At 62.8% G+C, this 26,620-nt stretch carries 26 protein-coding genes; 11 read left to right on the forward strand and 15 right to left on the reverse strand.

The annotated features are described in order from the left end of the window. Positions 1-983: 983 nt before the first annotated feature. Positions 984-2,336, forward strand: a complete 1,353-nt coding sequence (locus V1292_RS28015) for a caspase family protein (RefSeq protein WP_442895634.1) — start codon at positions 984-986, stop codon at positions 2,334-2,336. Continuing rightward, entirely contained in the window at positions 2,263-2,874 is a 612-nt protein-coding gene (locus tag V1292_RS28020; protein ID WP_334375822.1) for a hypothetical protein, read from the forward strand. The genes V1292_RS28015 and V1292_RS28020 overlap by 74 nt, the downstream gene beginning before the upstream one ends. A 126-nt stretch (positions 2,875-3,000) precedes the next feature. On the opposite strand, the gene V1292_RS28025 is transcribed toward V1292_RS28020, so the two are convergent. Beyond that, positions 3,001-3,459: a hypothetical protein gene (locus tag V1292_RS28025; protein ID WP_334375823.1), complete on the reverse strand. Its 459-nt coding sequence runs from the start codon at positions 3,457-3,459 to the stop codon at positions 3,001-3,003. Between the two features lie 154 nt (positions 3,460-3,613). Here V1292_RS28025 and V1292_RS28030 point away from each other — a divergent pair, with 154 nt between their 5' ends. Next, the gene (locus V1292_RS28030; protein ID WP_334375824.1) at positions 3,614-4,747 is read left to right on the forward strand and encodes a hypothetical protein; all 1,134 of its coding nucleotides are present in this window, start codon (positions 3,614-3,616) and stop codon (positions 4,745-4,747) included. An 18-nt stretch (positions 4,748-4,765) separates the two neighbouring features. Here V1292_RS28030 and gmk read toward each other — a convergent pair whose 3' ends face one another. From gmk to V1292_RS28080, 10 genes are all read right to left on the reverse strand, one after another. Further along, a complete protein-coding gene (gene gmk, locus V1292_RS28035) occupies positions 4,766-5,419 on the reverse strand; it encodes a guanylate kinase (RefSeq protein WP_028346493.1) in 654 nt (217 codons plus the stop codon). Positions 5,420-5,422: 3 nt separating this feature from the next. Beyond that, the gene (locus V1292_RS28040; protein WP_334375825.1) at positions 5,423-6,310 is read right to left on the reverse strand and encodes a YicC/YloC family endoribonuclease; all 888 of its coding nucleotides are present in this window, start codon (positions 6,308-6,310) and stop codon (positions 5,423-5,425) included. A gap of 127 nt (positions 6,311-6,437) precedes the next feature. Then, positions 6,438-7,721, reverse strand: coding sequence for an endolytic transglycosylase MltG (mltG, locus tag V1292_RS28045; protein ID WP_334375826.1), 1,284 nt, complete (start codon positions 7,719-7,721; stop codon positions 6,438-6,440). Positions 7,722-7,847: 126 nt separating this feature from the next. Continuing rightward, a complete protein-coding gene (gene fabF, locus V1292_RS28050; protein WP_334375827.1) occupies positions 7,848-9,113 on the reverse strand; it encodes a beta-ketoacyl-ACP synthase II in 1,266 nt (421 codons plus the stop codon). Positions 9,114-9,209: 96 nt separating this feature from the next. Next, the gene (locus V1292_RS28055; protein ID WP_008969609.1) at positions 9,210-9,449 is read right to left on the reverse strand and encodes an acyl carrier protein; all 240 of its coding nucleotides are present in this window, start codon (positions 9,447-9,449) and stop codon (positions 9,210-9,212) included. Between the two features lie 303 nt (positions 9,450-9,752). After that, complete coding sequence (fabG, locus tag V1292_RS28060; protein ID WP_334375828.1) at positions 9,753-10,490, reverse strand: 3-oxoacyl-[acyl-carrier-protein] reductase; 738 nt, start codon at positions 10,488-10,490, stop codon at positions 9,753-9,755. Positions 10,491-10,512: 22 nt separating this feature from the next. Then, entirely contained in the window at positions 10,513-11,466 is a 954-nt protein-coding gene (gene fabD / locus V1292_RS28065) for an ACP S-malonyltransferase (RefSeq protein ID WP_334375829.1), read from the reverse strand. A gap of 111 nt (positions 11,467-11,577) precedes the next feature. Further along, a complete protein-coding gene (locus V1292_RS28070; protein WP_334375830.1) occupies positions 11,578-12,204 on the reverse strand; it encodes a LysE family translocator in 627 nt (208 codons plus the stop codon). Between the two features lie 53 nt (positions 12,205-12,257). After that, entirely contained in the window at positions 12,258-13,283 is a 1,026-nt protein-coding gene (locus V1292_RS28075) for a fatty acid desaturase family protein (RefSeq protein WP_334375831.1), read from the reverse strand. Then, positions 13,280-13,987, reverse strand: a complete 708-nt coding sequence (locus V1292_RS28080; RefSeq protein ID WP_334375832.1) for a TetR/AcrR family transcriptional regulator C-terminal domain-containing protein — start codon at positions 13,985-13,987, stop codon at positions 13,280-13,282. The genes V1292_RS28075 and V1292_RS28080 overlap by 4 nt, the downstream gene beginning before the upstream one ends. A 339-nt stretch (positions 13,988-14,326) precedes the next feature. Here V1292_RS28080 and rpsF point away from each other — a divergent pair, with 339 nt between their 5' ends. From rpsF to rplI, 6 genes are all read left to right on the forward strand, one after another. Beyond that, a complete protein-coding gene (gene rpsF / locus V1292_RS28085) occupies positions 14,327-14,797 on the forward strand; it encodes a 30S ribosomal protein S6 (protein WP_028346501.1) in 471 nt (156 codons plus the stop codon). Positions 14,798-14,802: 5 nt separating this feature from the next. Beyond that, positions 14,803-15,042: a 30S ribosomal protein S18 gene (gene rpsR, locus V1292_RS28090; protein WP_002711478.1), complete on the forward strand. Its 240-nt coding sequence runs from the start codon at positions 14,803-14,805 to the stop codon at positions 15,040-15,042. 445 nt (positions 15,043-15,487) lie between these two features. Continuing rightward, positions 15,488-16,474, forward strand: coding sequence for a TAXI family TRAP transporter solute-binding subunit (locus tag V1292_RS28095; RefSeq protein ID WP_334375833.1), 987 nt, complete (start codon positions 15,488-15,490; stop codon positions 16,472-16,474). Between the two features lie 10 nt (positions 16,475-16,484). Next, entirely contained in the window at positions 16,485-18,371 is a 1,887-nt protein-coding gene (locus V1292_RS28100) for a TRAP transporter permease (RefSeq protein WP_334375834.1), read from the forward strand. A gap of 354 nt (positions 18,372-18,725) precedes the next feature. Further along, a complete protein-coding gene (locus tag V1292_RS28105) occupies positions 18,726-19,697 on the forward strand; it encodes a hypothetical protein (RefSeq protein ID WP_334375835.1) in 972 nt (323 codons plus the stop codon). Between the two features lie 54 nt (positions 19,698-19,751). Then, positions 19,752-20,351 (forward strand): 50S ribosomal protein L9, encoded by a 600-nt coding sequence (gene rplI / locus V1292_RS28110; RefSeq protein WP_334375836.1) that lies wholly within the window; start codon positions 19,752-19,754, stop codon positions 20,349-20,351. A gap of 91 nt (positions 20,352-20,442) precedes the next feature. On the opposite strand, the gene V1292_RS28115 is transcribed toward rplI, so the two are convergent. The 3 genes from V1292_RS28115 to V1292_RS28125 form a co-directional block, all read right to left on the reverse strand. Then, a complete protein-coding gene (locus tag V1292_RS28115; protein WP_334375837.1) occupies positions 20,443-20,964 on the reverse strand; it encodes a PaaI family thioesterase in 522 nt (173 codons plus the stop codon). Continuing rightward, on the reverse strand, positions 20,961-21,566 hold the full coding sequence (locus V1292_RS28120) for a TetR/AcrR family transcriptional regulator (protein WP_334375838.1): 606 nt from the start codon (positions 21,564-21,566) through the stop codon (positions 20,961-20,963). Before V1292_RS28120 ends, V1292_RS28115 begins: the two co-directional genes overlap by 4 nt. Positions 21,567-21,660: 94 nt before the next feature. Then, positions 21,661-22,797: a hypothetical protein gene (locus V1292_RS28125; RefSeq protein ID WP_334375839.1), complete on the reverse strand. Its 1,137-nt coding sequence runs from the start codon at positions 22,795-22,797 to the stop codon at positions 21,661-21,663. 255 nt (positions 22,798-23,052) lie between these two features. Between V1292_RS28125 and V1292_RS28130 the strand changes: the two genes are divergently transcribed. Continuing rightward, complete coding sequence (locus tag V1292_RS28130; RefSeq protein WP_334375840.1) at positions 23,053-24,303, forward strand: cyclopropane-fatty-acyl-phospholipid synthase family protein; 1,251 nt, start codon at positions 23,053-23,055, stop codon at positions 24,301-24,303. A gap of 18 nt (positions 24,304-24,321) precedes the next feature. Here the strand turns inward: V1292_RS28130 and V1292_RS28135 are convergent, their stop codons facing one another. Continuing rightward, complete coding sequence (locus V1292_RS28135; RefSeq protein WP_334375841.1) at positions 24,322-24,528, reverse strand: transcriptional regulator; 207 nt, start codon at positions 24,526-24,528, stop codon at positions 24,322-24,324. A gap of 577 nt (positions 24,529-25,105) precedes the next feature. Between V1292_RS28135 and V1292_RS28140 the strand changes: the two genes are divergently transcribed. Further along, positions 25,106-26,608, forward strand: a complete 1,503-nt coding sequence (locus V1292_RS28140; RefSeq protein WP_334375843.1) for a replicative DNA helicase — start codon at positions 25,106-25,108, stop codon at positions 26,606-26,608. Positions 26,609-26,620 lie beyond the last annotated feature (12 nt).

The following is a 26,620-nucleotide window of genomic DNA, read 5'->3' on the forward strand; positions in this document are numbered from 1 at the left end:
CTTGAGCGCATGCGATATGCGGGACTGCTGGATGTAAGAACCCGGATATCGCTTCGCTCGTCCGGCTACGCTCGCTAACTTCAGCACGGCAAATCGCCAATTGTCCGACAAGCAAATCACCCGCGCGGTTTTGGCACCCCGTGTCCAGGAAATTTTGCGCGACCAACCTGCGATCATCCGGCGCGACAGGCAAATCACTTCTGATTTTCCGAAATCGTGTCAAGCCCAGCAATCAAAAATATTCCGCTTCTCGCCGCACCCAAATCAGCCGTACAACTTCGCCCGTTCCGGCCCGCTAAGAGGGGCGTATCGCGAACGTCACGGACGTTGGGCATGGAATGCGGTGGACGCAGCAGCGTCAGGCGCGCGCGTGATTGCAGGGCGGGCTTTGCCTCGTGAGCGACCACACGGCGCGCAGACGACCGGCGCTTAAACGCCTCGGCCAAAACTTCTTCCGGCAGCATACGGGCTGGTTGAAGCGCCTCGGCCCGAGGAAGCTGCGGACGGCAAAACCGCGTGGTCCTGGCACCCGTTGCTGGTGTCAAGCCGATGGAGATTGTCGGGCCCAACCGGGCCTTCGATCAATCGCCAATCCGTCGGCGACGGAGGCCAGAGGAATTCGGCTCCGGGGAGATCGCGGCATAAGCCGTTAAAACCACTGCGCAGGGAAAGCCGGGTGTTCCGGCGCACCTGCGGTCCACCGTGTGCATTCTTGCGCACGACTGCGGGTGTCATTGGGCGCCCGGCTTTCCCTGCGCCCTCTATCTTAAGAGGGCATCGCAGATCGCATAACTTCGGGCGCTGCGCGCCGCGAGATCGCAATGTCACATCCAGCGTTGGCCGCCTCTGTCGAATACAACCATACGTATCCGAGCACCGGCGTAACCCGGCCCTCCCTGCCCCTGCTTGCGGCGCCGGACCGCTTTTCGCAGCGCGCGCTGCCTGATAATCTGCCGTCATTTCATTATGGGTTTTTATTAATGATGTGCGGGGCTTTGGGCGGGAAGATCTGGAAAATCGCAGCGCTGGCGTCATTGCTGGCGCTCACCCAGACCGCGCCTGCCGCCGCCGAAAAGCGCGTCGCGCTTGTGATCGGCAACTCCACCTATCAAAATGTCACCCGGCTCGAGAACCCGCGCAACGATGCGGCGCTGATGGCCGAGACGCTCGCAAGCCTCGGCTTCATGCTGATCGGTGGCCGCGCCCAACTCGACCTCGACAAGCCGGCGATGGATATCGCCGTGCAGAATTTCGGCCGCCAGGTGCAGGGCGCCGACGTCGCGCTGTTCTATTATGCGGGGCATGGCGTGCAGGTCTCCGGCTCGAACTATCTCGTTCCGGTCAGCGCCAATCCGACGCGCGAGGCCGACGTCGATTTCCAGATGGTGGACGTCAACCTCGTGCTGCGCCAGATGCAAGGCTCGGGCACGCGCCTCAACATGGTGATCCTCGATGCCTGCCGAAACAATCCGTTCGGCGCGCGCGGCTTGCGCGCCTCCGACGGCGGTCTCGCGCAGATGCGCGCGCCGGAGGGGACGCTGATCTCCTACGCGACGCAGCCCGGCAATGTTGCGCAGGACGGCACCGACGGCCACAGCCCCTACACCAAGGCGCTGGCCGCGACGATCAAGCAGGTCGGGCTCGACATCTTCCAGACCTTCAACCAGGTCGGCCTCGCCGTGAAACGCCAGACCGGAGGATCGCAACAGCCCTGGGTGTCGTCCTCGCCGATCGACGGCAATTTCTATTTCGTGCCCCCTGCCCCGGCACCGCAACAGGTCGCGGTCGCGCCTCAGCCCGAACCGCTGGCCTCGACGCTGCGCCGCGATCCCGATCGCATTCCGATCAAGGATCCCGTGCTGCTGCGCGAATTGAGCGACCGCCTGTTCGAGCTCAATTACGATCCGGAGCCGCTCGACAGCAAGAACGGCATGCGGCTTGCGATCAGCAAGTTTCAGGAGAAGGCCAGGATGACGCCGACCGGTGAAGCCACCGAAGGCGTGCTGACGCGGCTGCGCAAGATGGAAGATTTGAAGCCGTGGGGCTCGATCGTCTACGGGCCCGAGAGCGACAAATGGGGAATGTCCTGGAATCATTCTTCGCGACGGGCGGCGATCGACGACGCGCTCAAGAATTGCGGCAGCAGCAAATGTCCGATCGAGTTGAGCTTCTATGGCTCGCGCTGCGGCGCGTTTGCGATCTCGGGAAAATCCTGGTCGCTGGTCCAGCGCGATACCGTTCAGCGCGCCAGGGAGGCCGCGCTTGACGAGTGCGGCAAGACTGGCAAATCTTGCCGGATTATTGGTGCGGTCTGTGCCGACGGCTCGGGCCGCTGAAATTTGTTGTGCGCGATATTGGATTAACCTGCTGATGCTAGACGCTGCCCGACGTTTGAACCGGACCGTCCTCCTCGCGATATCGATCACGCTCGCGTTCGGGCATGGCCTCGCTCACGCGCAATCCGGTAGTGCCGGCGGCAGCATCGGCAACGATGAAAAATCGCTGTCCGGTTCGCGCGAAGCGCCGCGACAGGATGAATCCTCGCGACGTAACCAATCCGATACAGATGAGCCGCGCCGCGCCGGACGTAAGAGCGGCGGAGGCGGCGGCAACAGTTTTGATGGTGCCTGGGTCGTCCACTCCCGCGGCGTCACCTGTCAGGGTACCAGCAGCAACGCGGTCATCGTCACCAGCGGCAAGATCATCGGTCAGAACGCCCGAGGCACCGTCAGTCCCGAGGGCCGGGTGTACGGCACCTCGAGCGGCAACGGCATTACGGTGATCACCACGGGCCGCCTGTCCGGTCGCAGCGGCGGCGGGACGTTCCGGCAATCGGATGGCTGCACCGGGACATGGACGGCATCGAAGCAATAGCGCGGCTGCTCACCACAGCCGGGAAATATTGGAAGACTTGATTATGAAATACCCGGCTCAACATTCGATCGCAATTGGCCTCCTCTCGCTCGCGATCTCGGCCGTCACAAGCGGCGCGGCCGTGGCTCAGTCCGGCAGCGCCGGTGGCAGCATCGGCAATGACGAGAAGTCGCTGTCCGGTTCACGCGAGACGCCGCGCGCGGTCGAATCTTCAAAGCCTGCGCGACGCAACAAGCCTGAAGCTGAAGAGCCGCGCCGCGCGTCGCGAAAAAACGGCGGAGGTGGCGGCGGCGACTTCGATGGCTCATGGGTTGCCGTCGCCGTGGGCACGCCTTGCGGCAGCAGCACCGAGAGATTTGTCATCTCAGGCGGCAGGATTTCGGGCGACCTGAGTTCCGGGTCAGTCAGCCCCAATGGCTCCACGCGGAGCGGCGGATCGGTCCAGGGTTTGAGTTGGACCAGCACCGGCCGTTTTTCAGGCCGCAGCGGCTCCGGTTCATTCGTCCGATCTGACGGATGCACCGGACGCTGGACAGCTTCTAAACAATAACGCTTCCCGCCAGCAGAAAAGCCGCTGTTTTCCACCGCTTTTTCATGAGGTTAGCCCGCCACATGTGAGGCGGCGCGCGAGCCGCAATTATACCCCATCCGCTCCGAAATTGCGGCTCATTGCGACCCAAGTCTATGACCAGATTGGGGGCATCAAGCGTCGTGTAGCGTAGCGTTGCCGGGGATGTAGATGTCGTACCGTTCCGTGAAATTCGCCCCGGCTCTCCTTGCCAGCATTGTGGCAGGTACAAATCTGGCCGCCGTGACGGATCTCCGGGCGCGGTCGGCCGAGCAGGTAGCGGAAGCCGGCACGCGAGCGAACCAGGCCGCAGCAGACAACTGCCTGTCCGCGCCGAAGGGGGCCACCCCCTCGGGCAGCCATTGGTACTATCGCATCGACCGCACGACAAAACGTCAATGCTGGTATCTGCGCGAGGAGAACGAGAAGGCCGACGACAAGTTCGCGCGTGCCGCGCCGCCGCAGTCGGCGCCGGCGGGGTCTTCGGCCGAAGTGCCGCCGCAAACCGAGACGCGCAAGTCGTTCGACGACGCGCGCGCCGAATGGGTTGCCCAGCAAAACCGCGCCGAACCAAATCCGCCCGCCAAAGCCGAGCCGCGAACGGCTGGCGCAGGGCCTGCGTCCGCCGATCAGAACGGCCCACGCGCAACCATGCCGAACGTGCTGGCACCGGCGCCGCTGGCGACGATGCGGTGGAACGACGCGCCCGCCGCGAGCGCTTCGACCAATCCGGCCAATCTCCAAGTCGCTGCCGCCGCCACGCCCGCAAACCAGCCGCCGCAGGCTGATGAAGTGCAGCAGCCCGCAGCAGATCAGGTTGCGCCTCCCGCGGCAGAACCGGCGGCGGTAAAGCCGACGGCCTCACTGCAGAAGCTGCTTTTGGTGATGGCGGCCGCGCTCGCGCTGGCCGGCCTCACGGTCAGCGCGATCGTCAGGATCGGGCGCATGCGGGCGCGCCGCGCCATGCGCCGCAAACGGCGCGCGATGTGGGATGCCGCGCGCACCAAACGTCCCGCGCCGCCGGTATTCCACGATGAAGACGCCCGGCTGCGGCGCACCGGCGCTGTGCAGCATACCCGCGTGCCCAAGGAGCGTCCCCGCGTGCCGCAGGAGCGCGCCCGCGTACCGCAAGAGCGCGCCCGTGTACTACCCCAGGAACGCGTACGCGTGCCGCAAGAACGAGTGCGCGTACCCCAGGAGCGAGTGCGGGCACCGCAGGAACGAGCACGCATCCCTCAGGAGCGAGAGCGCGATCAGCAGGTTACGGAAATGCTGGCCCGGCTCGCCCGCAGCGCGCAGACGTAACCGAAGCCTACGCGGCAGTTATTTTTCCAACTGGCGCTGCAGCTTGCGAACGAACTCGGTCAGGCCGGTGCGGCGCTCGCGCTTGAGCCGCTCGGCCTTGAGGATCGACTGCACTTCGGCGAACGCGTCATCGACGTTCTGGTTGACGACGATATAGTCGTATTCCGCCCAGTGACTGAGTTCATGGGTGGCGCGGCTCATGCGACCGCGAATGACCTCGTCGGAATCCTGCGCACGCGTGTGCAGCCGTTTCTCGAGGTCGGCCGCCGAGGGCGGCAGGATAAATACGCTGACGACGTCGGCGCGGGCCTTTTCCCGCAATTGCTGCGTGCCCTGCCAGTCGATGTCGAACAGCACGTCCTGCCCTGCCGACAAGGCGGCCTCGACCGGCGCACGCGGCGTGCCATAGCGGTTGTCGAACACGGTCGCCCACTCCAGCAATTCGCCCTGCGCGACCATCGCTTCGAACCTGGGCTTGTCGACGAAGAAATAATCACGGCCATCGACTTCACCCGGCCGCATCGGCCGAGTGGTGGCGGATACCGACATTTTCAAACCCGGCATCCGCTCGATCAGAAGGCGCGACAGCGTGGTCTTGCCCGCGCCCGAGGGCGAGGAGAGCACGAACATCAGCCCGCGCCGTTCAACTCCGTCGAAACCACCAGCCGTCATCGGTCACTCCAGATTCTGGACCTGCTCGCGGAATTGCTCGACCACGTTTTTCATCTCGAGCCCGGTCTGGGTCAATTCCAGATCGTTCGATTTGGAGCAGCAGGTGTTGACCTCGCGGTTGAATTCCTGGGCGAGGAAGTCGAGCCGCCGCCCGACCGGTCCGCCCTTGCCGATCATCTCGCGCGCCTGCGCGACATGCGAGGCGATGCGGTCGAGCTCTTCGCGAATGTCGGCCTTGGTCGCAATCAGAATGGCTTCCTGATTGAGCCGGTCAGGATCGAAGCGTTCGGACGTTTCCAGCAGCGCTGTGATCTGTTCGGCCAGCCGCGCCCTGATCGCCTCCGGCTTGCGGCCGGGCGCGGCCTCGGCCTTTTTCGTTAACCTCTCGATTTCGTCCATGCGCTGGATCAGGATTTTCCCGAGCGTCACGCCCTCGCGGCGGCGCATCTCGACGAGATGGCCAAGCGCCTGCTCGAAGGCGGCCGCCGCCGCATCCTTTGCCGCCTTGTCCTCCGCCTCGTCGCTTTCGGGTTCGACCACCTCGATGACGCCCTTGATGCCGAGCAATCCGTCGATGCTGGGCGCCACCGCGTCGATCTTGCCGGCGAGCACGCCCGCGACCTTCACGATCGAGGCGAGCACGTCTTCATTGATGCGCACGGTCGAGACCGCGTTGGCGCGCTTGACGTTGAGGTTGGCGTACACCGTGCCCCGCGACAGCACCTCGCCGGCGCGTTTCTTGGCAAAGGCCTCGAGTTCGTCCCAACCGGGCGGCAGGCGCAGGCGCAGGTCAAAGCCCTTGGCGTTGACGGACTTCAGTTCCCATTCGAACGTGTAGGGGCCGCTGGCGCCGTGGCTCCGGGCAAAACCGGTCATGCTCGATAGCGCCATCGCGTAACACTCTCCAAAAGACAGGGATTTCGAGACTCGAAATGAACGGCGGGACCATAAGCCGATTTCCGCCAAAGTGGAATTGCGTTCCGGCTGCAGCCTGGAACGCCCTCTCGACCGGCGGGCGTCAGCGCTGAACCACCGGCGGCGTCGTGGTCGATTGCGCGGCGCCCTGGCGGGCCGGCGCGGTTGCAGGTGCCGGAGGACGGGCCGGCGGCTTTTTAGCCGGCGCTGCCGGGCGTGGCGTCGTCGCGGTTGGATTGGTATCGGCCGGTGCTCCGGCCGCCGTCGGCGGCGGCAGGTCCTCCGATGGTTCGACAGTGTCGTTCTGAATCTGCTTTTCGAGCGCCCGCAGCTTGGCGACGTTCTTCTGGTGCTGGTCGTAGGTCTCGGTAAAGGCGTGCCCACCCGTTCCATCAGCCACGAAGAACAGGTCGCGCGTGCGTGCCGGGTTGGCGGCAGCTTCGAGCGACGCACGGCCCGGATTAGCGATCGGCCCGGGCGGCAAACCATCGACCACATAGGTGTTGTAGGGCGACGGCTGCGTAATCTCGGAGCGCTTGATAGGTCGGCCCAGCGTTCCCTTGCCGCCGACCAGGCCGTAGATGATCGTCGGATCCGACTGCAGCTTGATCCTTTGCCGCAGGCGATTGGCGAATACCGCCGCCACGCGGCTGCGCTCGTCGGCCCGGCCGGTTTCCTTCTCGATGATCGAGGCCAGCGTGATGAGCTGATCCAGCGACCTGACCGGAACGTCCGGATTGCGGCGCTCCCAGATTTCCCCGAGCACCCGCTTCTGGGTCTGCTGCATGCGCTGGATCACCTGCTCGCGCGTGGTGCCGCGCGGAAACTTGTAGGTTTCGGGCAGCAACGTGCCTTCGCGGGGTATTTCCCGCACCGAGCCGGCGAAGATGTCGTTGTCGAGGAGTCGCGTCACGATTTGCTCCGAGGTCAGACCCTCCGGAATCGTGACGGCGTGCTGCACCACCTTGCCCTCGACGATGGTGGCGATGACGTCGCGCAGGCTGGCGCTCTTCTGGAAGGAATATTCGCCGGGCTTGAGGTCGGAGCTCGCCTTCAGCGCAAACACGCCGCCGATGAATATCCAGGGATTGACGTTGATCACACCTTCGCGCAGCAGCGCGTCGGCGATGTCGCGCTTTCCGGCACGCGAGGGAATGTTGACGATCTTGTCTTCCTTCAGCGGGCCGGGCGTCTCCAGGATTTGTCTGCCGTAATAGTACACCGCTCCCACCCCGATCATCAGAATGATCAGGATAGTGAAGATGGCATTGCCGACCACCACGAATGGATTGCGGGCGCGCTCCGACCGCTTCGGCGGCGGCGGCACCTGCTCGGGCTCCAACGCAGCGCGCGGGCTTCGTGGTGAAATGGGCGGCCTCTCACTCATCGATGCAACCTGAATCCTGTCGGTTCAATCGCGACTCGGCAATCCCTTGCCCAGCCGATAGCATACGCCCGCATGTAGAAATCATCGCCGAATACGGCAAAACGGTGGAGTCGTTCTAAACACTTGTTAGTCGGCCAGCCGCCGAACGATCACGGAGGCGTTGGTCCCCCCGAAACCGAAAGAATTCGACAGCGCGACGTTAATCTCGCGCTTGCGCGCGGTCTGCGGCACCAGATCGATCGCCGTTTGCACCGACGGATTTTCCAAATTGATGGTGGGTGGAGCAATGTTATCGCGAATCGCAAGAATACTGAAAATGGCCTCGATCGCACCGGCAGCGCCGAGCAGGTGCCCGGTCGACGACTTGGTCGACGACATCGACACCTTGGAGGCGGCGTTGCCGAGCAGCCGCTCCACCGCACCGAGTTCGATCTCGTCGCCGATCTGCGTCGAAGTTCCGTGGGCGTTGATGTAGTCGATATCCGAGACCGTGATGCCGGCGCGCTTGAGCGCCGCGCTCATACTGCGGAAGCCGCCATCGCCATCCGGCGACGGCGAGGTGATGTGATAGGCGTCGCCCGACAGGCCATAGCCGATCACTTCGCAATAGATTCGCGCACCGCGCTTTTTCGCGTGCTCATATTCCTCGAGCACCACGACGCCGGCGCCTTCGCCCATCACGAATCCGTCGCGGTCCTTGTCGTAGGGCCGCGAGGCCTTTTGCGGCGCGTCGTTGAAGCCGGTCGAGAGCGCGCGCGCCGCGCAGAATCCGGCCATCCCCAGCCGGCAGATCGGCGATTCCGTGCCGCCCGCGACCATCACGTCGGCGTCGCCGAGCGCAATGAGGCGGGCACCATCGCCGATCGCATGCGCGCCGGTCGAACAGGCCGTGACCACGGAATGATTGGGGCCCTTGAGGCCATGCTCGATCGATACATAACCGGAAGCGAGATTGATCAGCCGCCCCGGAATGAAGAACGGCGACACCCTGCGCGGCCCGCGTTCCTTTAACAGCAGCGACGTCTCGGCGATGCCGGACAGGCCGCCGATCCCCGAACCGATCAGGGTGCCGCTGGCGCATTTGTCTTCTTCGGTCGCCGGATGCCAGTTGGCGTCGTCGAGCGCCTGGCGTGCCGCAGCCATCGCAAAGATGATGAAGTCGTCGACCTTGCGCTGTTCCTTCGGCTCCATCCACTGGTCGGGATTGAAAGTACCATCAGAACCGTCGCCACGCGGAATCACACAGGCGATCTGGCTGGCGAGATCGGCGACTTCGAACGTGTCGATCTTCTTGGCGCCGCTCTGGCCGTTGATGATACGCGCCCACGTTGTGTCAACGCCGCAGCCGAGCGGCGTAACCATGCCCAGCCCCGTGACGACAACCCGTCTCATGTCAAAACTCCAGCCCGAAACCGATGGCCCAAAACAAGAAACCGGGGGACCGTTTGATGACGGCCCGTCCGGCTCTGCCTCTACCCGCCCGGGACGTCAGCTTTTAGCGTTCTTCTCAAGAAACTTCGTCGCGTCGCCGACGGTCAAAATCGTTTCAGCGGCGTCATCGGGGATTTCACAGCCGAACTCTTCTTCAAATGCCATCACAAGCTCGACGGTGTCGAGGCTGTCGGCGCCGAGGTCGTCGATGAAACTTGCGTTGTCGACAACCTTATCGGGTTCAACACCGAGGTGTTCGACCACAATCTTCTTAACCCGCTCGCCAATCTCACTCATCTTTAACCTCGTGCTTGTTCTATTGGACCCGACCCCAAGACGCTACAGAGACGCTACGAGCTATCGTGGTCGTTAAACTTCCTTCGCTATCGCGCATAGTCTTGATTCGGCCCGGTGGTAGCCGACAAAGCCCCGGCGAACGGCAGGCGTCGCCACGCCAATATACAGGGTTTCAAAATCCTGCAATGGCCTTGTTTGCCCATCCGTCGGGGGTTCGGTTACCATACTTCCCAAGCCTTGACTACAAGCCTCACCTGCCCCGGACAACGGCCTTTGGCCGCATAGATCGGGGCAATAACTCGCTCAAATCATGGCCATTCCACCGTTGACGTGAATCGTCTGGCCGGTGACGTAGGCCGCCTCGTTGGAGGCGAGATAGACAGCTGCCGCCGCGATGTCCTCCGGTGTCCCCAGCCGCGCCGCAGGAACCTTCGTCAGGATGGTCTCGCGCTGCTTGTCGTTGAGCGCGTCGGTCATCGGCGTCTTGATAAATCCCGGCGCGATGCAATTGGCGGTCACGTTCCGCTTGGCGTATTCCGCACCCAGCGTCTTGATCAGGCCAATGATTCCGGCCTTCGACGCGGTGTAGTTGGCCTGGCCGGGGTTGCCGGTCACGCCGACGATCGAGGTGATCGCAACGATTCGGCCGAAGCGCTTGCGCATCATCAGTTTGGTTGCGGCGCGGGCAAGACGGAAGGTCGCAGTCAGGTTGACGTTGATGACGTCGTCCCAATCCTCGTCACGCAACTGAACGAAAAGATTGTCGCGCGTAATGCCCGCATTGGCGATCAGGATATCGACCTGCCCCATCGCGGCTTCCGCCGCCGGTACCAACGCCTCGACCTCCGCGCTGTCGGAAAGGTTGCACGGCAGCACGTGGACGCGTTCGCCAAGCTTGCCGGCAAACGAATCCAGCACCTCTCGACGCGTGCCGGAAATTGCGACCGTGGCGCCCTGACCATGCAACGCCTGCGCGATCGCACCGCCGATGCCGCCGGTCGCGCCGGTCACCAGCGCCGTCCTGCCAGTTAAATCGAACATCAATGTCTCCTTCCGGGAGCTTTTAGGCCGACGCCGCCAATGCGTCCTTCGCGGCGGCAATATCGTTGGGTCCCCCGATCGCCACGCCGACCGCGCCGTCGGCGATCCGCTTGACCAGCCCGCTCAGCACCTTGCCGGCACCGATTTCGAAGAACCGCGTGACGCCGTGCGCTGCCATGTAGGCCACCGACTCGCGCCAGCGCACGGTGCCGGTGACCTGCTCGATCAGGCGGCGGCGAATCTCATCGGGATCGGTGATCGGCGCGGCCAGCACGTTCGCCACCAGCGGCGAGGCCGGCGTCTTGATCGTTACACCTGCAAGCGCCTCTGCCATCGCATCGGCGGCAGGCTGCATCAGCTTGCAATGGAATGGCGCAGACACCGGCAGCAGCATTGCGCGCTTGGCGCCCTTGGCTTTGGCGATTTCCACGGCGCGGTCGACAGCCGCCTTGTCGCCGGACACCACCACCTGCCCGCCGCCATTGTCGTTGGCGGCCTGACAGACTTGCCCTTGCGCGGCTTCGTTGGCGACGGCCATTGCCGCCTCATAGTCGAGCCCAAGCAGTGCCGCCATCGCGCCGGCGCCGACCGGCACCGCCTTTTGCATTGCAAGACCACGGGTGCGCAGCAGGCGGGCGGTATCGCTGATGCTGAGGCTGCCGGCCGCGGCCAGCGCAGAATATTCGCCGAGCGAATGGCCGGCGACAAAGGCCGCATCCCGCCCGACGGAAAAGCCCGCCTCGGTCTCCAGCACGCGCAGCGTGGCAATCGAAACCGCCATCAGGGCCGGCTGGGCATTTTCAGTGAGCTGGAGGGTTTCGGCCGGGCCATCCCAGATGATCGCGGTCAGCTTTTCGCCGAGCGCCGAATCAACCTCGTCGAACACCGCCCGCGCCGCCGGGAAGACCTCCGCAAGGGCCTTGCCCATGCCGACCGCCTGGGAACCCTGCCCCGGAAATGTAAATGCAGCCGTCATCCGGTGCTCCCTCGTAAGATTGGGGCCGTAAGACACTGACGCGGGCCGGGATGTCAAGCCGCGGTGCGATATCGCCGGGCCGTCGCCGGGGTCATCAATGGGCCGGAGGGGTCAGCGTTCCTGCAACGCCAGCCGGATACCCAGAGCGCAGTAGAGACCGCCGATTGCCTTCCCCTGCCATTTCAACACCGCAGGATTGCGGCGGAGGAAGGTCCCGAGACCTCCGGCGCCTGCTGCAAAAACCGCCGTACTGACGAACCCCAATAAAACAAAGATGATCCCCAGAATCGTGAGCTGGAGCATGACCGAACCATTTTCGGGCCGCACGAACTGGGGGAGAAACGCGAGGAAGAAAAGCGCCGTCTTCGGGTTTAACACCTCGGCCAAAATCGCTTGCCGAAATGCCTTTCCTGCTGAAATCGGCAGTGCGCCGGTCGCGAGATTTGCTGGCGTCCTTTCGAGGACGGCGCGGATGCCGAGGTAAACCAGATAGGCCGCGCCGAGGTACTTGATGATGCTGAACAGCATTGCCGAAGCGGCAATGATCGCCGAGATGCCGACGATCGCCATAAAGGTGTGAATCATGTCGCCGGCCGCGATCCCGGCACCCGTGGCGATGCCGACCGTCGTGCCCGAACTCGTAGCCCGCGCAACCGTGAGAAGCGTCGCGGGGCCCGGAATGAACACAAAGCCAAGCACGACCGCAACATACGTAATCAATGTGGCCGGATCGATCACTCGTTGGCTCCGCGTGGTCGCCGACGGAAGCTACACCACCGTCGATCACCGCACTAGAAGCCGCCCGCCGCCTGGTCGCCACCGACTTCGGCGCCGGCCCGCGCACGGCGTACGCTGCTGACAAGCTTGCCGGGCCGGTCCTCGTGGTCGGGCTTGGCGGTCGCGAGCCGCAGCACGGCGGCGTAGCTCGGCTGTACTTCCATCCGATCCGCATATCGGCTTTCAGAAAGGATGCGGTGGACGCGCGGCAGGTTGTAGCAGGGCACGTAGAACAATAGATGATGCTCGAGGTGGTAGTTGACGTAATACGGTGCAATGAACAACCGCTCGAGAAAACTCGCGCGCGTGGTGCGGGTGTTGCGTAAGGGATCGCTCGAATCGGGAACGACGGCGTGTTCAGCGATGTTGCGAATGCGGGTGATGACCATCTGCCAGGTGAGCAGCGGCAATAGCCACAATAGCGGATAGGCCCACCATATGCCGGCGGCGGCGAGGCCAGCAAACAACACGGCATTGGCCGCAAATTGCGGGCCGAGCTTTTCCCAGAAATGCGCGGCGCGTTGCGCAAGCGGCCATTCCTTTGGGCCAAGCGCGTTCAACAATTGCGCCTTGCGCTGCTGATAGCCGGTCTGCCCAGTGATATCGCGGAAGAATTTGCGGCGGTAGCTCATCTTGGTGATCGGGAACGGCGCCGACAAAATCAGATCGGGATCGTCGTCCTGCTGGGTGCGTGCATGATGCTGCAGATGGTAGCGCCGATAGGCACGGGTCTCGGCGAAGATTGGATAGGCGCAGAACCACTGGCTGAGCGTCAGGTTGATTTTCTCGTCGGCCGACAGGCATCCATGCGCCCCGTCATGCATCAGGATCGCAAGCCCGAGCTGGCGCGAGCCGATGATGCCGACCGCGATCAGAAAGGTCAGTGGATTGGGCCACCACGCCACCAGTCCAATCGAACCCAATATCAGCGCCCATGCATGTGCGATGAGGGCTACACCCTTCCATGTCACGCGCTGGCGCACGGCGACCAGTTGATCCTCGGTCAGAAAGTCGCGGGCACGCATGCGAAGCGCGGTCATGCTGATGTCTCCCCATCGGGTTCATCATTGTCGCCAACCAGGCGCAGCCTGGCGCCGTCGGCCGCGGATGTTGTCGTGGCCTGATCGCCCAGCACGCGCAGCATCTCGCTGCACAATTCCTCGGCTGAACGGCCCATGGCGTAGCCCTCCACCATCACGCCGATGGCCAGTGCCCAGAATCGCCGTGAGCTGGCGTCGGGATCGCGCAGGCTTTTCCAGCCGTGCCGCTCGATCTGGCCGGCATAGGCGCGCATCCCCTCGCCGTGCAGCCGCTCGATGGTGCGTTCCACCAGCGGCGCGAGATCCTGGCGGCGGCGGGTGAGCGTCAGGGCTTCGGTAAAGAAGGCGACCGAATCCGTCGCCGTGACGGTCTCGACCAGCGCGCGCGTGTAGTCTTGCGGCGTACGGGCCTGCAACGCGGCCTCCTCGGCCGCACGCGCCACGTACAGCACGTCGCGGCAGGCAGCTTCGACGAACAGAGCTTCCTTGGTGCGGAAGTAGTAGGTGATCTGGCTCGGAAAGGCGTCGGCCGCCGCCGCGATGTCCGAGATCGACGTTCCGGCGAGGCCCTGCTCCTTGAACAGCCGGCTGGCGCCGTCGAGCAGCCGCGAGCGCATCTGGCGCCCGGCCGTACGCGTGGCGCGGGCGGCGTGCTTGGGATCGCTGGGCGTTTTTGGCGCTGTCTGGACGGACTTTGGAGCCATCGCTTGCCTTCCGATCCGTTATTTGTATGACGTACAAACAAATACGTCAACCATTCATTGGGCCTACCGCCTCCCGTGCTGACGCCAGGACCCTTTCAGGCCTGCTCAAGAAGCCTTGCCAGCACGCTGAAAATCCTTATAAACCGCGCATCCGTGGATCCCGGCCGGGAGCTGAACGGACGGTCTCAGCAATCTCACCTTTGCAGGCGTTATTGATGTGGCAGGGCCAGTCGGCCCGTCGTCCCGTGCTTCCGCCTTCTGAGCTTATCCCCGAGTCCTTTCCGAAGGCCTCGAAGGGCTTGCCGCCGGGGACCGCGCCAACACTAGGAAAGGACACCCATGCCTCTTTACGAGCATGTTTTTCTCGCGCGTCAGGATGCGAGCACCCAGCAGGTCGAAGAGCTGACCACCCAGATGACGGGCATCGTCGAAGGGCTCGGCGGCAAGGTCACCAAGACCGAGAACTGGGGCGTACGCTCCCTCACCTATCGCATGAACAAGAATCGCAAAGCACATTTCGTGCTGATGAACATCGATGCGCCGTCTGCTGCGGTCACCGAGATCGAGCGGCAGGAGCGGATCTCTGAAGACGTCATCCGCTATCTCACCGTCCGCGTCGAAGAGCACGAGGAAGGTCCCTCGGCGATGATGCGCAAGGCCGATCGTGACCGCGAGCGCGACGATCGCGGCGGCGGTTTCCGCGGCGACCGCGAAGGCGGCTTCCGTGGCGATCGTGAAGGCGGCGGCTTCCGCGGCGACCGTGGCCCGCGCCGTCCGCGTGAAGACGAAGCTGCAGCGGTAGAGGAGTAAGAATTATGGCTGAAGCTGGTGCACGCCGTCCGTTTTTCCGTCGCCGCAAGACCTGCCCGTTCACGGGTCCGAATGCGCCGAAGATCGACTACAAGGATTCCAAGCTGTTGATGCGTTACGTCTCCGAGCGTGGCAAGATCGTGCCGAGCCGCATCACCGCCGTCTCCGCCAAGAAGCAGCGTGAACTCGCGCGCGCCATCAAGCGCTCGCGTTTCCTCGGCCTGCTGCCCTACGTCATTCGCTAATATCTTCGACCGGCGGCGTCCGCGCCGCCGGTCGTTATTCTTCACCGGTCGTTATTCTTCATAAGGCTCCGGTCGCCGATGGTTGGTCGAAACAACCTCTGGTCGCCCGTCGAGCCCCCAAGTTTTTTCTCCCATTTCAATGCGTCCGATGCCGCCTGTTCGCATCGTGTATGGCTTTCCGGTACGTCTTTAGTGCTGGCACGTAACCGGTGCGCCCTCCCCTGACAGGTCCTCGCCCGCGCCGGACCACCTAACCGCCGCTCCCTGCACATGAAGGGAGCACACCTCGTTGACAATCGCTGCGGCGGGCACGTACGCTGCCCGACAGCAGGACGGATGCCAAATTCCCGCATGCTACGGGTGTCGAAGTTGCCGCCGATTACGTGCGGACACGAGCCCCAATAAGCGGCGCCAACGAGCGCAACCGCCAAAGGGAGTGCAAACGATGTCCGTCCACATCCGTGGTCTACGGCGAATTGTACGTCTGGCCGTTATTTCAGCACTGACCGCCGCTGCAGCAGGCGCAGCCCATGCCCAGAAAACCGATGTCATCTTCAGCGCCGGCCCGACGGGCGGCAGTTGGACGCCGATGGCGGCAGCAGCGTCGCAGGTCGTGAACAAGCGATATCCCGAGCTGAACGTGCAGGTTGAGCCGGGTGCCGCCCTCGTCAACATGGAGAAGATCCGCAACGACAAGGCAGATATCGGCTGGTCGATGACGACCGTCATGGCCGATGCGCAGAAGGGCGAAGGTCAGTTCGCCGGCAAGGCGACCGACAAGGGCCTTTTCGTAGCCAACTTCTATCCCAACGTCTGGCAGTTGGTGGTGCCCGCGAACAGCGATATCAAAAGCGTCAAGGATCTGAAGGGACAGCCGGTGGCGCTGCCGGCGCGCGGCAACACCAGCCTGGCCGCCGGCTGGGAGTACCTGCTCAAGGTGAACGGCATGACGCTGAACGACCTGGGCGCGAAGAGCTACGGCCCGGTGTCGTCCAATGCAGAGGCGGTGAAGAACCGGCAGGCGATGGCGGCCGGATGGTTCACCGTGGTGCCGGCATCGTTCGTCCTGGATCTTGGCTCGGCGATGCCGCTGCGCGTGCTTCCGGTCTCCGAAGAGGAATTCGCCGCGCTGCGCAAGCTCAATGCGGGCTTTGTCCGCTACACCATCAAGGCCGGCACCTACAAGGATCAGGGCGTAACCGAGGCCGTTCAAACCTTCCAGTCGCCCACCGTGCTCATTGCATCCTCCAAGACGTCTCCCGACGTGATCTACAAGATCACCAAGGCCATTGTCGAAGGGCGCGAGGAGTTCGGTAACGTCACCAGCGACATGAAAGGCGTGAAGGCGTCCGACATGGCTGAAAGCCTGGGCATGCCGTATCACCCCGGCGCAGAAAAGTACTACCGCGAAGCTGGATTGCTCAAGCAGTAGAGGGCCTACCGTGCGCAAACTCTCCGGCTACGCGGGCCTGGTCGTCGGAGTGGTTGCAGTCGCAATGTCCGTGTACCACGTCTACGCGCGGCTGACGGTATACGCTCCCGATCAACAGGCCCTGCTCTACATAACACTGGCCTTCAGTCTGGTGCTGTCGTTCCTGTTGTGGCCTCGCAGCAAGAACGCGACACTCGGTCGCGTGCCGTGGGAAGATCTCGCGCTGGCAGGTCTTTCGCTCGCCTGCATTGGCTACATGTTCGCGAACTACGACTACATCGTAAACCGTTTTCCCACCGCCGATTCCCTGACCCGAATGGACATGGCGGTTGGAATTACCGCCACCCTGCTGGTTCTGGAGGCGACGCGACGCACAATCGGCGCGTCGCTGCCGATCGTGGCAATCGTCTTCCTTCTCTACGGGTTCGCGGGCCCCTGGCTGTACGGCTGGCTTTACCACAGAGGTCTCAGCCTCGAGCTCACCATCGACCAGACCTATTTCACCACGGAGGGCATTTTCGGAGTGCCGATGACGGTGGCCGCGACCTACGTCATTCTTTTCATCATTTTCGGCACGTTTCTCGAGAAGTCCGGTGCAGGTCAGTTCTTCATGAACTTCGCAAACGCGATCGCCGGCGGCGCGCGCGGCGGTCCCGGCAAGGTTTCGGTCGTCTCCTCCAGCCTGTTCGGCACGATCTCCGGCTCCGCGGTCGCCAACGTCATGGTCGACGGCTGGCTGACGATTCCGATGATGAAGAAGACCGGCTTCAAGCCGGAGGCGGCAGCGGCCATCGAGGCGGTTGCCTCCACGGGCGGGCAGATCATGCCGCCGATCATGGGCGCGGCGGCGTTCGTGATGGCCGAGTTTCAGGGCGTCAGCTACACGCAGGTGATGATCGCGGCGGCGATACCCGCGCTCTTCTACTATGGGGCGCTGTTCGCTGCGATCCACTTCAACGCCGTGCGCTCGGGGCTCAAGGGCTTGCCGCGCGAAGAGCTGCCCGTCCTGGGCCACATCATGCTGCGCCAGGGGCACCTGTTCCTGCCGGTCATCGTGCTTCTGGCGCTGCTTCTATTCGGCTTCACGCCGACCTATGGCGCGATCATCGCCACTTTCGCGCTGGTCGCCATCTCGTGGCTTCGTCCTTCCACGGCGTTGGGTTGGCGCGCGTGCCTTGAGGGCTTGCGCGACGGGGCGGTGCAAACCGTGCCGGTGGCGATGGCCTGTGCGTCCGCCGGTATCGTGATCGGAATCGTGCTGCAAACCGGGCTGGCGCTGCGGTTCACGGCCTTTCTCATCGACTTCACCTATGGCTCATTGCTGCCCGCACTGCTCATCACGATGGTCGCCGGCGTCATTCTCGGCATGGGCATGCCGACCACTCCCGCCTACATCATGCAGGCGGCGCTGCTCGTGCCCGCGATCATGAAGCTCGGTGTGGAGCCGATGGCGGCGCATATGTTCGCGTTCTACTTCTCCTGCCTGTCGGCAGTGACGCCGCCCGTGGCGCTGGCCGTGTATGCTGCGGCGTCAATCGGCGGGGCCGGCCTCTGGGCTTCGGGCGTGCAGGCGATGAAGTTTGCCGCCGCCGGCTTCATCGTGCCGTTCTTCTTTATCTACAACCCTGCGCTGCTGTTCGAGGGCCCATGGCCCGACATCCTTCGCGCGGTGCTGACCGGCACGATCGGAGTGATTGCGCTCGCAGCCAGTCTTGAAGGCTACTTCCTGCGTGTTGCTACGTGGTTCGAGCGGGCGCTGTTCTTTGTGGCCGCAATGCTGCTGATCGACCCCAATGCCATCACCGACGTCATCGGCTTGGGCCTGCTTGCCATCGGCCTGTTGGTGCAGAAGGTATGGACGATACGACCAACGATAGCGCCGGAAACCAGCACGTGACCCGCACACAGTTCGCCGCGTTGACGCTTATCGCTGCCGCCCTCCTCGTTGGTACGGTCGCCTTCGGTGTTCTGCGTATCTACGCCTAAGCCAGGCGGGGCGTCACATCACGCCCCTATGGCAGGAAACGCCGGGAACTTGTGCTGGCAGCTTCGGCCAAATACCCTTGATCGGGTGAGGCTCCTGATCTAAAAGGCCGCCAGTCATCACGGCCCCCGGCGGGGCCGTGAACGTTTGAGGGCCTAACTGCGCTCGGTACCTTGGTACCGATAAGCCCTCGGATCTCTAACTAGTTGGTAAAGGCGGCATTTTTGCTGACCTCTATCTAACCGCTCGAAAGGAGCGGGACAGCTTATGATCGCGATTATCCTCATTGGTCTTGCGGCCGGCTGCGCGTCGGCGCTGATGTTCGTCTCGATCGTCTCGGGCGCGCCAATCTCGTTGGTGCTGTCTCTGTTGGCGCCGCTACCGCTGATGGTGACGGCGCTCAGTTGGGGACCACTCAGCGCAACCATTGGCGGCATCGCGGCGGCTTCCGCCTTCGGTGCAATTTTCGGTCTGCGCTTCTGCCTCGCTTTTGCGGTTGCGGTAGCGCTGCCGGCCTGGTGGCTTGGCCATCTCGCGTTGCTGGGACGGTCAACGGCTACTGTCGAAACCGACAACAGCACGAATCCTACGGCAGAGAATCTCGAGTGGTATCCGACCGGACGGATCCTGCTTTGGATCGCCGGCTTTGCCATCCTGTCTTCCCTCGCGTCGTGGCTGGTGTTCGGCAAGGATGCCGACGCCATCGCTGCGGCCCTGCGAAGCGGGCTGACGAAGGTTCTTTCCGACCGTGAAGGGCTATCGTCGGGCGATATCGAGAGGTTGGCTGACGCGCTTGTAACGATCTTTCGCGGCTTGTCGGCAATGCTCGTCGTGACGACTCTTACGCTCAACCTCTGGCTTGCCGCGAAGATTTCAGCGATGTCGGGCCGGCTGCGCCGCCCCTGGCCAGACCTGAAGAGCACAGCGTTGCCGCCGATGACACTCGTAGCACTCTGCGGGACCTTGGCATTTTGTTTCGCTGGCGGAGCGTTTTCGATAGCGGCGCAGATCATGACAGCCGCGCTCTTCATGGCTTACGCTCTCGTCGGCCTTGCCGCCGTTCACACGCTGACACTGGCGTTGAAGAGCCGCGCGTTTTTGCTGAGTTGCACCTACGGGATCCTGGTGTTGTTGCCATGGACGGTCGTTCTGATGATCGCCCTCGGCCTTACGGACGCAATTTTCGGATTGCGCCAACGTTATCTGCGCGGAAAGCCACCGCCTTTGCCCGCAGCCTGAAAATCCAACCATTCACCTAAACTCGAGACCGAACACGAAACAAGGAGAACGAAAATGGAAGTCATCTTGCTGGAACGCGTTGCCAAGCTTGGTCAGATGGGCGAAGTCGTCCGCGTCAGGGACGGGTATGCCCGCAACTTTCTGCTCAAGCGCGGCAAGGCACTGCGCGCCACCGCCGACAACCGCGCCAAGTTCGACGGCATGAAGGCCGAGCTCGAGGCCAACAACCTCAAGGCCAAGGGCGAAGCAACCAAGGTCGCCGAGAAGATCAACGGCCGTAACGTGGTCGTGCTGCGCCAGGCGTCGGAATCCGGGCAGTTGTTCGGATCGGTAAGCGTGCGCGATATCATTGCCTCGTTCGAAGCCGATGGCGTCACCATCAGCCGCAGCCAGGTCATGCTGGACGCGCCGATCAAGACCATCGGCAAGCACGAGATCAACATCGCCGTGCACCCGGAAGTCGAAGTCAGCGTCAGCGTCACCGTCGCGCGCAGCGCCGATGAAGCCGAGCGCATCAACCGCGGCGAGGACATCTCGACCCGTCAGGAAGACCAGGACGCCGCCGCCGAGGCGCTCGCCGCCGCCGGCGAATTCTTCGATCCGGAAGCCCAGCACGAGGAAGCCGCGCCGGCGCCGGCTGCGAACGAAAAGTAAGGCGCTTCGTTCCAAACGCTTTGACGACCTTCAAGCCCGGCCTCAATCAGGCCGGGCTTGGGATTCTAGAGCCTTTTCGGTTCTGATTGAATCAGAACCGGGCTCTAGGTTTTTGTTTTGACGCGTTTTCTTGACGCGAACCGGTGTCCACTTCGCTGGAAAACGCTCTAGCGGCCGTCTTCTCGTCGAGCATTGCGATCGAGGCCAGCGCGGTTGCGGTATGCTTCTCGACGCCCTCGGTTACGCAAAACACGTCGGCCGCAACCACGGCGACCTGACGTCCGGGCTTGATCACGCGCGCCCGGCAGATCAATCGCTCACCGATCGCCGGCGACAGCAGATTCAATTTGTATTCCGCCGTCAGCGCCGGTTGCCCGCGCGATGTCGCGGCCGCGATCGTGGTGGCGTTGTCGACCAGGAAGGCCGTGACGCCGCCGTGAAACAAGCCATGTTGCTGCAACAGTTCCGGCCGGCGGTCGACCGCAAGCGTACACGTGCCGCGCGTCAACTCGGATAGTTCTGCACCGATATGGGTCATGAAGCCCTGGCGGCCGACATTGTCGCGGATACGGGTCGCGATCGGCGCGAAGTCGGCATCGTTGTTCGCACTCATATTGTTTCTCCGGGCTTGTGGATCATATCGGGCGCGACCACCGCGCGGATGGCACAGGCGATCAGGATTTCGGCCTGTTCTCGCGGATCGGCGCGGTCGCGGCCCGAAAGCCATGCGCGGCAAAAAATCTGCGCCGGTCCGATGATCTGGCTGAAGAAAACCGACGAAGTTATCGGCAGCAATTCGCCGCGCTCAACCAGCGGCGCGCGCCATCGTTCGACGGCTTCCGCAAGGCGCGAATTCTGAGCGCGCTGCGCGCCGCGGATCGCCTCGGTCCATTCACTGCGGGAAATCTCGAAGAGATAGCGCGCCTCGCGCCGGGAATTGACGACCCAGTCCAGATGCGCGCGGATCAGCCGCGCCACGCCTTCCCGGGCGCCGCAGGATTCATCGACCGCCGCTACGACGGCAGCGTGATAGCGGGCGAGGATTTCCAGGAACAGCGCGCCGGCCAGTTCCTTCTTCGATCCGAAGAAATGGAAGAAACTGCCGTTGGACGCTCGCGCGCGAGTTCTGATGGCGGCCACCGTGGCGCCCTCGAAACCGTCGCGATCGAACACCGCCAACCCCGCCGCCAGCAGATCGTCCCGTGCCGTAGCCACCTGCGCCACCCTTCGGTCCATTAGATCGTTACTCTAGAGTGTTACTCTAGAAACGGTCAAGCGCGTCACCGGCAGGCATTTGGAAATCTGCATCCTATCGCGAGATGGGTGGCGCGGGAGGGCCGACGGGCCCGGCCGGCGGCGTTGCGGGCGCCGCAGTAGCTGTCACCGGCGGAGACGTCGCGGGTGCCTCCGCCTGGGGGCTCGCGGCCGGCTCAGGGGCAGTCGCGGCGGGAGCTGGCGGCGCAGGCGTCACCGGGTCGGGCCGGGGCGCGGTCGGTTCGCTGTCGGCGCTCTCCTTGGGCGCATTGACCTTGGCGCTTTCGGAACCGCCCTCGCTGGCCGGCTTTTCCGACTCGCCGGCCGGCTTCGCGGCCTCCGTGGCCGGCTTGTCAGCCTCACCCTTGGCGGAGTCGGTCCGGTCGGTATCAGGCTTGGCGGGATCGGGCCCGCCAGAATCGGTTTTGGTGGGATCAGGCTTGGTAGGATCAGGCTTGGCAAGATCAGGCTTGGCAAGATCAGGCTTGGCAAGATCGGGTTTGGCAAGATCAGGCTCGGCAGTTCCGGGCTTCGCAGCTTCGGATTTGGCGGCATCCCGAGACGCATCTTCCTTTGCGGCGTCGCCGCGGGCCTGGTCGGCTTTCGGCGGTTCTTCGGCGGCGGGCCTGCCACGCCTGCCCTGCTTCTGCCTGACACCCGATTTGCTGTCGGTAGCGGCCTGCCCATCATCTGCCGGCTTAGCAGCCTCGGGCGCCGTGTGCGGCCGTGCGAGCCGCTTCGCGTCGCGGCCCGGGCGCGCGCCCTCGCCTTGCGACGGTGCGCCATCGACATCCGGCCGGGAAGCCTCCTGGGCCGGTGCGGCGGACGGCTGCCGGCGACCGAATCGGTCGGGCTGATCCGACCTTCCATCCTGCTTGGCGTCCTTCTGCTTGGACTGATCCTTAGCCTGATACCGGGGATCTGCAGCCCCATTGGATATCAAGTAGGAAGAAAGCACCGAGGCCATGGAGGAGCCGGTGGTATAATGCTGGCGCAGAAAGCCCGGCAACGATGAAGCCGGCGTGTTCTTCAACAGGCCACGCGGGCTCCTGTGGCAGGCGCTGCAGGTGCTCGAAAATATCTGGGAAGGGCTCTTGCCGGCGTCGAGATTTTCTACCGCCCACACCACGTCTGCTGTGAGGCAGCCGATCAGGAGCGTCACCGTCGCTAAACTGAGCGCTCGGCTCAACATTCCCTACTTCTCCACGTGGAATCTGCCTGCGACGCACAACGTCGCCGACGGAGGGGTCACCTTTTAGCCGATTATGACGCGAATGGAAGCGGGCTTACTACGCATCTGCGTGACTGTGACATTTGAGAATATCCGCTTTCACGCCAACGCAGTAGCACTGCGGCATCATCATACTTACGATGTTCCTGGTGCACATGGAACTCTCTGTTCCGAGGTGCATTGGTGTAACGGGCTGGTCGTTCCATTGGTGCTTCGATGGATCGTTTGTTGCGTTATTTCCTGGGTCAGTTCATTCGCCGCGGCACGATGAATTTCACGACCGCCAGTGGGGCGAGATTTATCTGCGGGGACGGAACCGGCCGCCCGGTGTCGGCGCGGTTCCTGAGTAAGCGGACGCAACTCCGGATTCTCCTCAACCCCGAACTGGCGCTTGGCGAAGCCTATATGGACGGCTCGTTCGTGGTCGAGGACGGCTCGATCGCCGACGCGCTGGAAATCCTGCTCGGCCAGCCCGAAATGCTGCCACGCTGGGCCAAGCTGCAATGGTGGCTGCGCTATTTCAGCAGGCACGCGAGACAATTCAATTGGCGGGGCCGGGCGAAAAACAATGTCGCCCACCACTATGATCTGGACAGTTGGCTCTATTCCCTCTTCCTCGACGCCGACCGGCAATATAGCTGCGCGTATTTCGAAGCACTGGATATGACGCTCGACGACGCCCAGCTCGCCAAAAAGCGTCACCTTGCTGCCAAGCTTCTCGTTGGGCCCGGCGACCGCGTGCTCGACATCGGCTCAGGCTGGGGTGGCCTTGGCCTCTACCTGGCCGAAATGACGGACGCCAATGTCACCGGAATCACGCTGTCGTCGGAACAATTGCAGGCCTCGAATGCCCGCGCCACCGAGAAGAACCTGACGGGTTCGGCAAGATTCCTGCTGAGCGACTACCGCGATATTGCCGGCCCGTTCGATCGGATCGTGTCCGTCGGCATGTTCGAGCATGTCGGCATCGACTTCTATGAAACCTACTTCCGGCGCTGCGCCGAACTCCTCAGCGACGACGGCATCATGGTGCTGCACTCGATCGGCCGTTCCACGGGGCCTGATGTGACGAGCCCATGGATCACGAAATACATCTTCCCGGGCGGCTATATCCCCGCCCTGTCAGAGGTCATCCCCGCGATCGAGAAAGCCGGCCTTCTGGTTTGCGACATCGAAATCCTGCGGCTGCATTATGCGGAAACGCTGAAGGCCTGGCGGGAGCGCTTCATGGCGCGGCGCGAAGAGGCGGTGCGCCTCTATGACGAGCGTTTTGCCCGGATGTGGGAATTTTATCTGGCGGCGTCGGAAATGTCGTTCCGGAAGCAGAACCTGATGAATTTCCAGATCCAGCTCACCAGGCGCCAGGGAATTGTGCCGATGACGCGCGATTACATCACCCGGGAAGAAGCAAGGCTGCGCGGGATGGAAATCGGAAAACAGCCGCGGCTGCAGTTGGCCGGCGAATAGGCCGCAAAGGCGGTGGAGTCAGTTTCTCAGGCTATAGGCCGAGGCGTAAGGCGTGCGGGCCGATGCCGGGCGGGCGAGTTGGGCTCGCAGCGCGGCAAGCAACTGGGCATCACAGGGTTCGTCACGCCGTTCCGGGCGCGAAATCTCTTCCATGGCGTCGATCAGCATCGACAGCCACAAACGCTGGGCGCTTGCCGATCGCCATCCCTGGAGTTGCTGACCCATCGCCTGTTCCTTTTGGTCGGTGCAACTGGCAACTCGAAAATCGCCGGCCCGTTCCCGATTTCGTAACCAATCCATCCTGAGCGAAGAAAATCGCATCCGATGTGATCTACTTCACAGAGCCGCTCGGCTGTCCGTCGTACATCTCCGCCCATGAGCCGGCAGACCTACCCAGCCCCGTTCGATTCCGACATCAGGATCGACTACGCCTTGATCGCAATCGGCGTAGCTGCCGCCCTGTTCGCGTTCGTCTATCTGATGCTGGTTTGATCAACGCTTAAGATCAGGGCCCGAAACGCCTCCTGCCTTCGGATATGTCGGCCGAAGTCGCGGCAAGGTTCAGATTCCCCTAAGTTCTTGCCTGGCATTTTCACAAAAGCCACTCCGGTACCGCCGGACGGCGGGCTGCTTTTTGGTCCAAATCCGTCAAGGGGCCAGCTCAGGATTCACACATGGCATTGTGTGAATCGGGCATAAGGCCTACTCGGACTTTCGGATCGCCTGCACGTGGCGCTTTATCGCTGCCCCACTTCCGCAAGCGATCTGACAAAAACCAAAAACCTAAAGAACATTACAAACTATGGCTCTGACTGATTCGAATGTCCTCAAGCTCGCCCCGGACCCGGGAACTCCGGCCTACCGGAGCGCGCCGCACAATATCGAGGCGGAACAGAGTTTGCTGGGCGCCATTCTAGTCAACAATGACGCGTTCTACCGGGTTTCCGACTTCCTGGAACCGAAGCACTTCTTCGAGCCGATCCACCAAACCATTTTCGAGACCGCCGGCAGCCTGATCCGGATGGGCAAGGTCGCAACGCCCGTGACGTTGAAGACCTTCCTGCCGGCCGATACCGATCTCGGCGGCATGACGGTTGGTCAGTACCTCGCGCGTCTCGCGGCCGAGGCCACCACGATCATCAACGCGCAGGACTATGGCCGCACGGTCTACGACATGTCGCTGCGCCGTGACCTGATCCGGATCGGCGAGGACATGGTCAACGTCGCCTTCGATGCGCCGGTGGATTTTGCCCCGCGAGCGCAGATCGAGGACGCCGAGCGCCAGCTCTATGAGCTCGCCGAATCCGGCCGCTATGACGGCGGCTTCCAGCGCTTTGCACAGGCGATGAAAATCGCTCTCGACATGGCTGCCAATGCGTACCAACGCGACGGTAAGCTGTCCGGTATCTCGACTGGCCTACGTGATCTGGACTCGAAGATGGGCGGCCTGCAGCGATCCGATTTGATCATCCTGGCCGGTCGTCCCGGTATGGGCAAGACCTCGCTTGCTACCAATATTGCTTACAATATTGCTAAAGCATACCAACCGGAAACCAAGGCCGACGGCACCACGACGGCCGTCAATGGCGGCGTTGTCGGCTTCTACTCTTGCGAAATGTCGGCAGAACAGCTCGCCACGCGAATTCTCGCAGAGCAAACCCGCATCGCCTCAAGCATGATCCGCCGCGGCGGCATCAACCAGGAAGAGTTCGACAAGATTCGCGACTACACGGTCGAGCTGGAGCACTTACCGCTATATGTTGACGAGACCGGTGGCCTTTCAATTTCGCAATTGACGGCGCGCGCCCGGCGGCTAAAGCGCCAGAAGGGCCTCGACGTCATTGTGGTCGACTACATCCAGCTGCTTCAAGGCTCGGGCAAGCGCGGCAACGACAACCGCGTCCAGGAAGTCACAGAAATCACCACCAGCCTGAAGGCGCTCGCGAAAGAGCTCAATGTTCCCGTGATCGCGCTTTCACAACTTTCACGTCAAGTCGAGAATCGCGACGATAAGCATCCGCAATTGTCGGACCTGCGTGAGTCTGGTTCGATCGAGCAGGACGCAGACGTCGTGCTGTTCGTGTACCGCGAAGAATATTATCTGCAGAACAAGGAACCCAAGCTCGGCACGCCCGAGCACGAGAAGTGGAAACTCGACATGGAGCTCGCGCACGGCAAGGCCGAGGTCATCATCGCCAAGCAGCGCCACGGACCAACGGGTACGGTGCCACTACAATTTGAAGGGCAATACACTCGATTCAGTGATTTCACGGAAGAGGACAACTTGCCCTACCGCGTGCCGTAATTCTGGCTTTCA

The organism is Bradyrhizobium sp. AZCC 1719 (assembly GCF_036924525.1).
GTDB lineage: Bacteria > Pseudomonadota > Alphaproteobacteria > Rhizobiales > Xanthobacteraceae > Bradyrhizobium.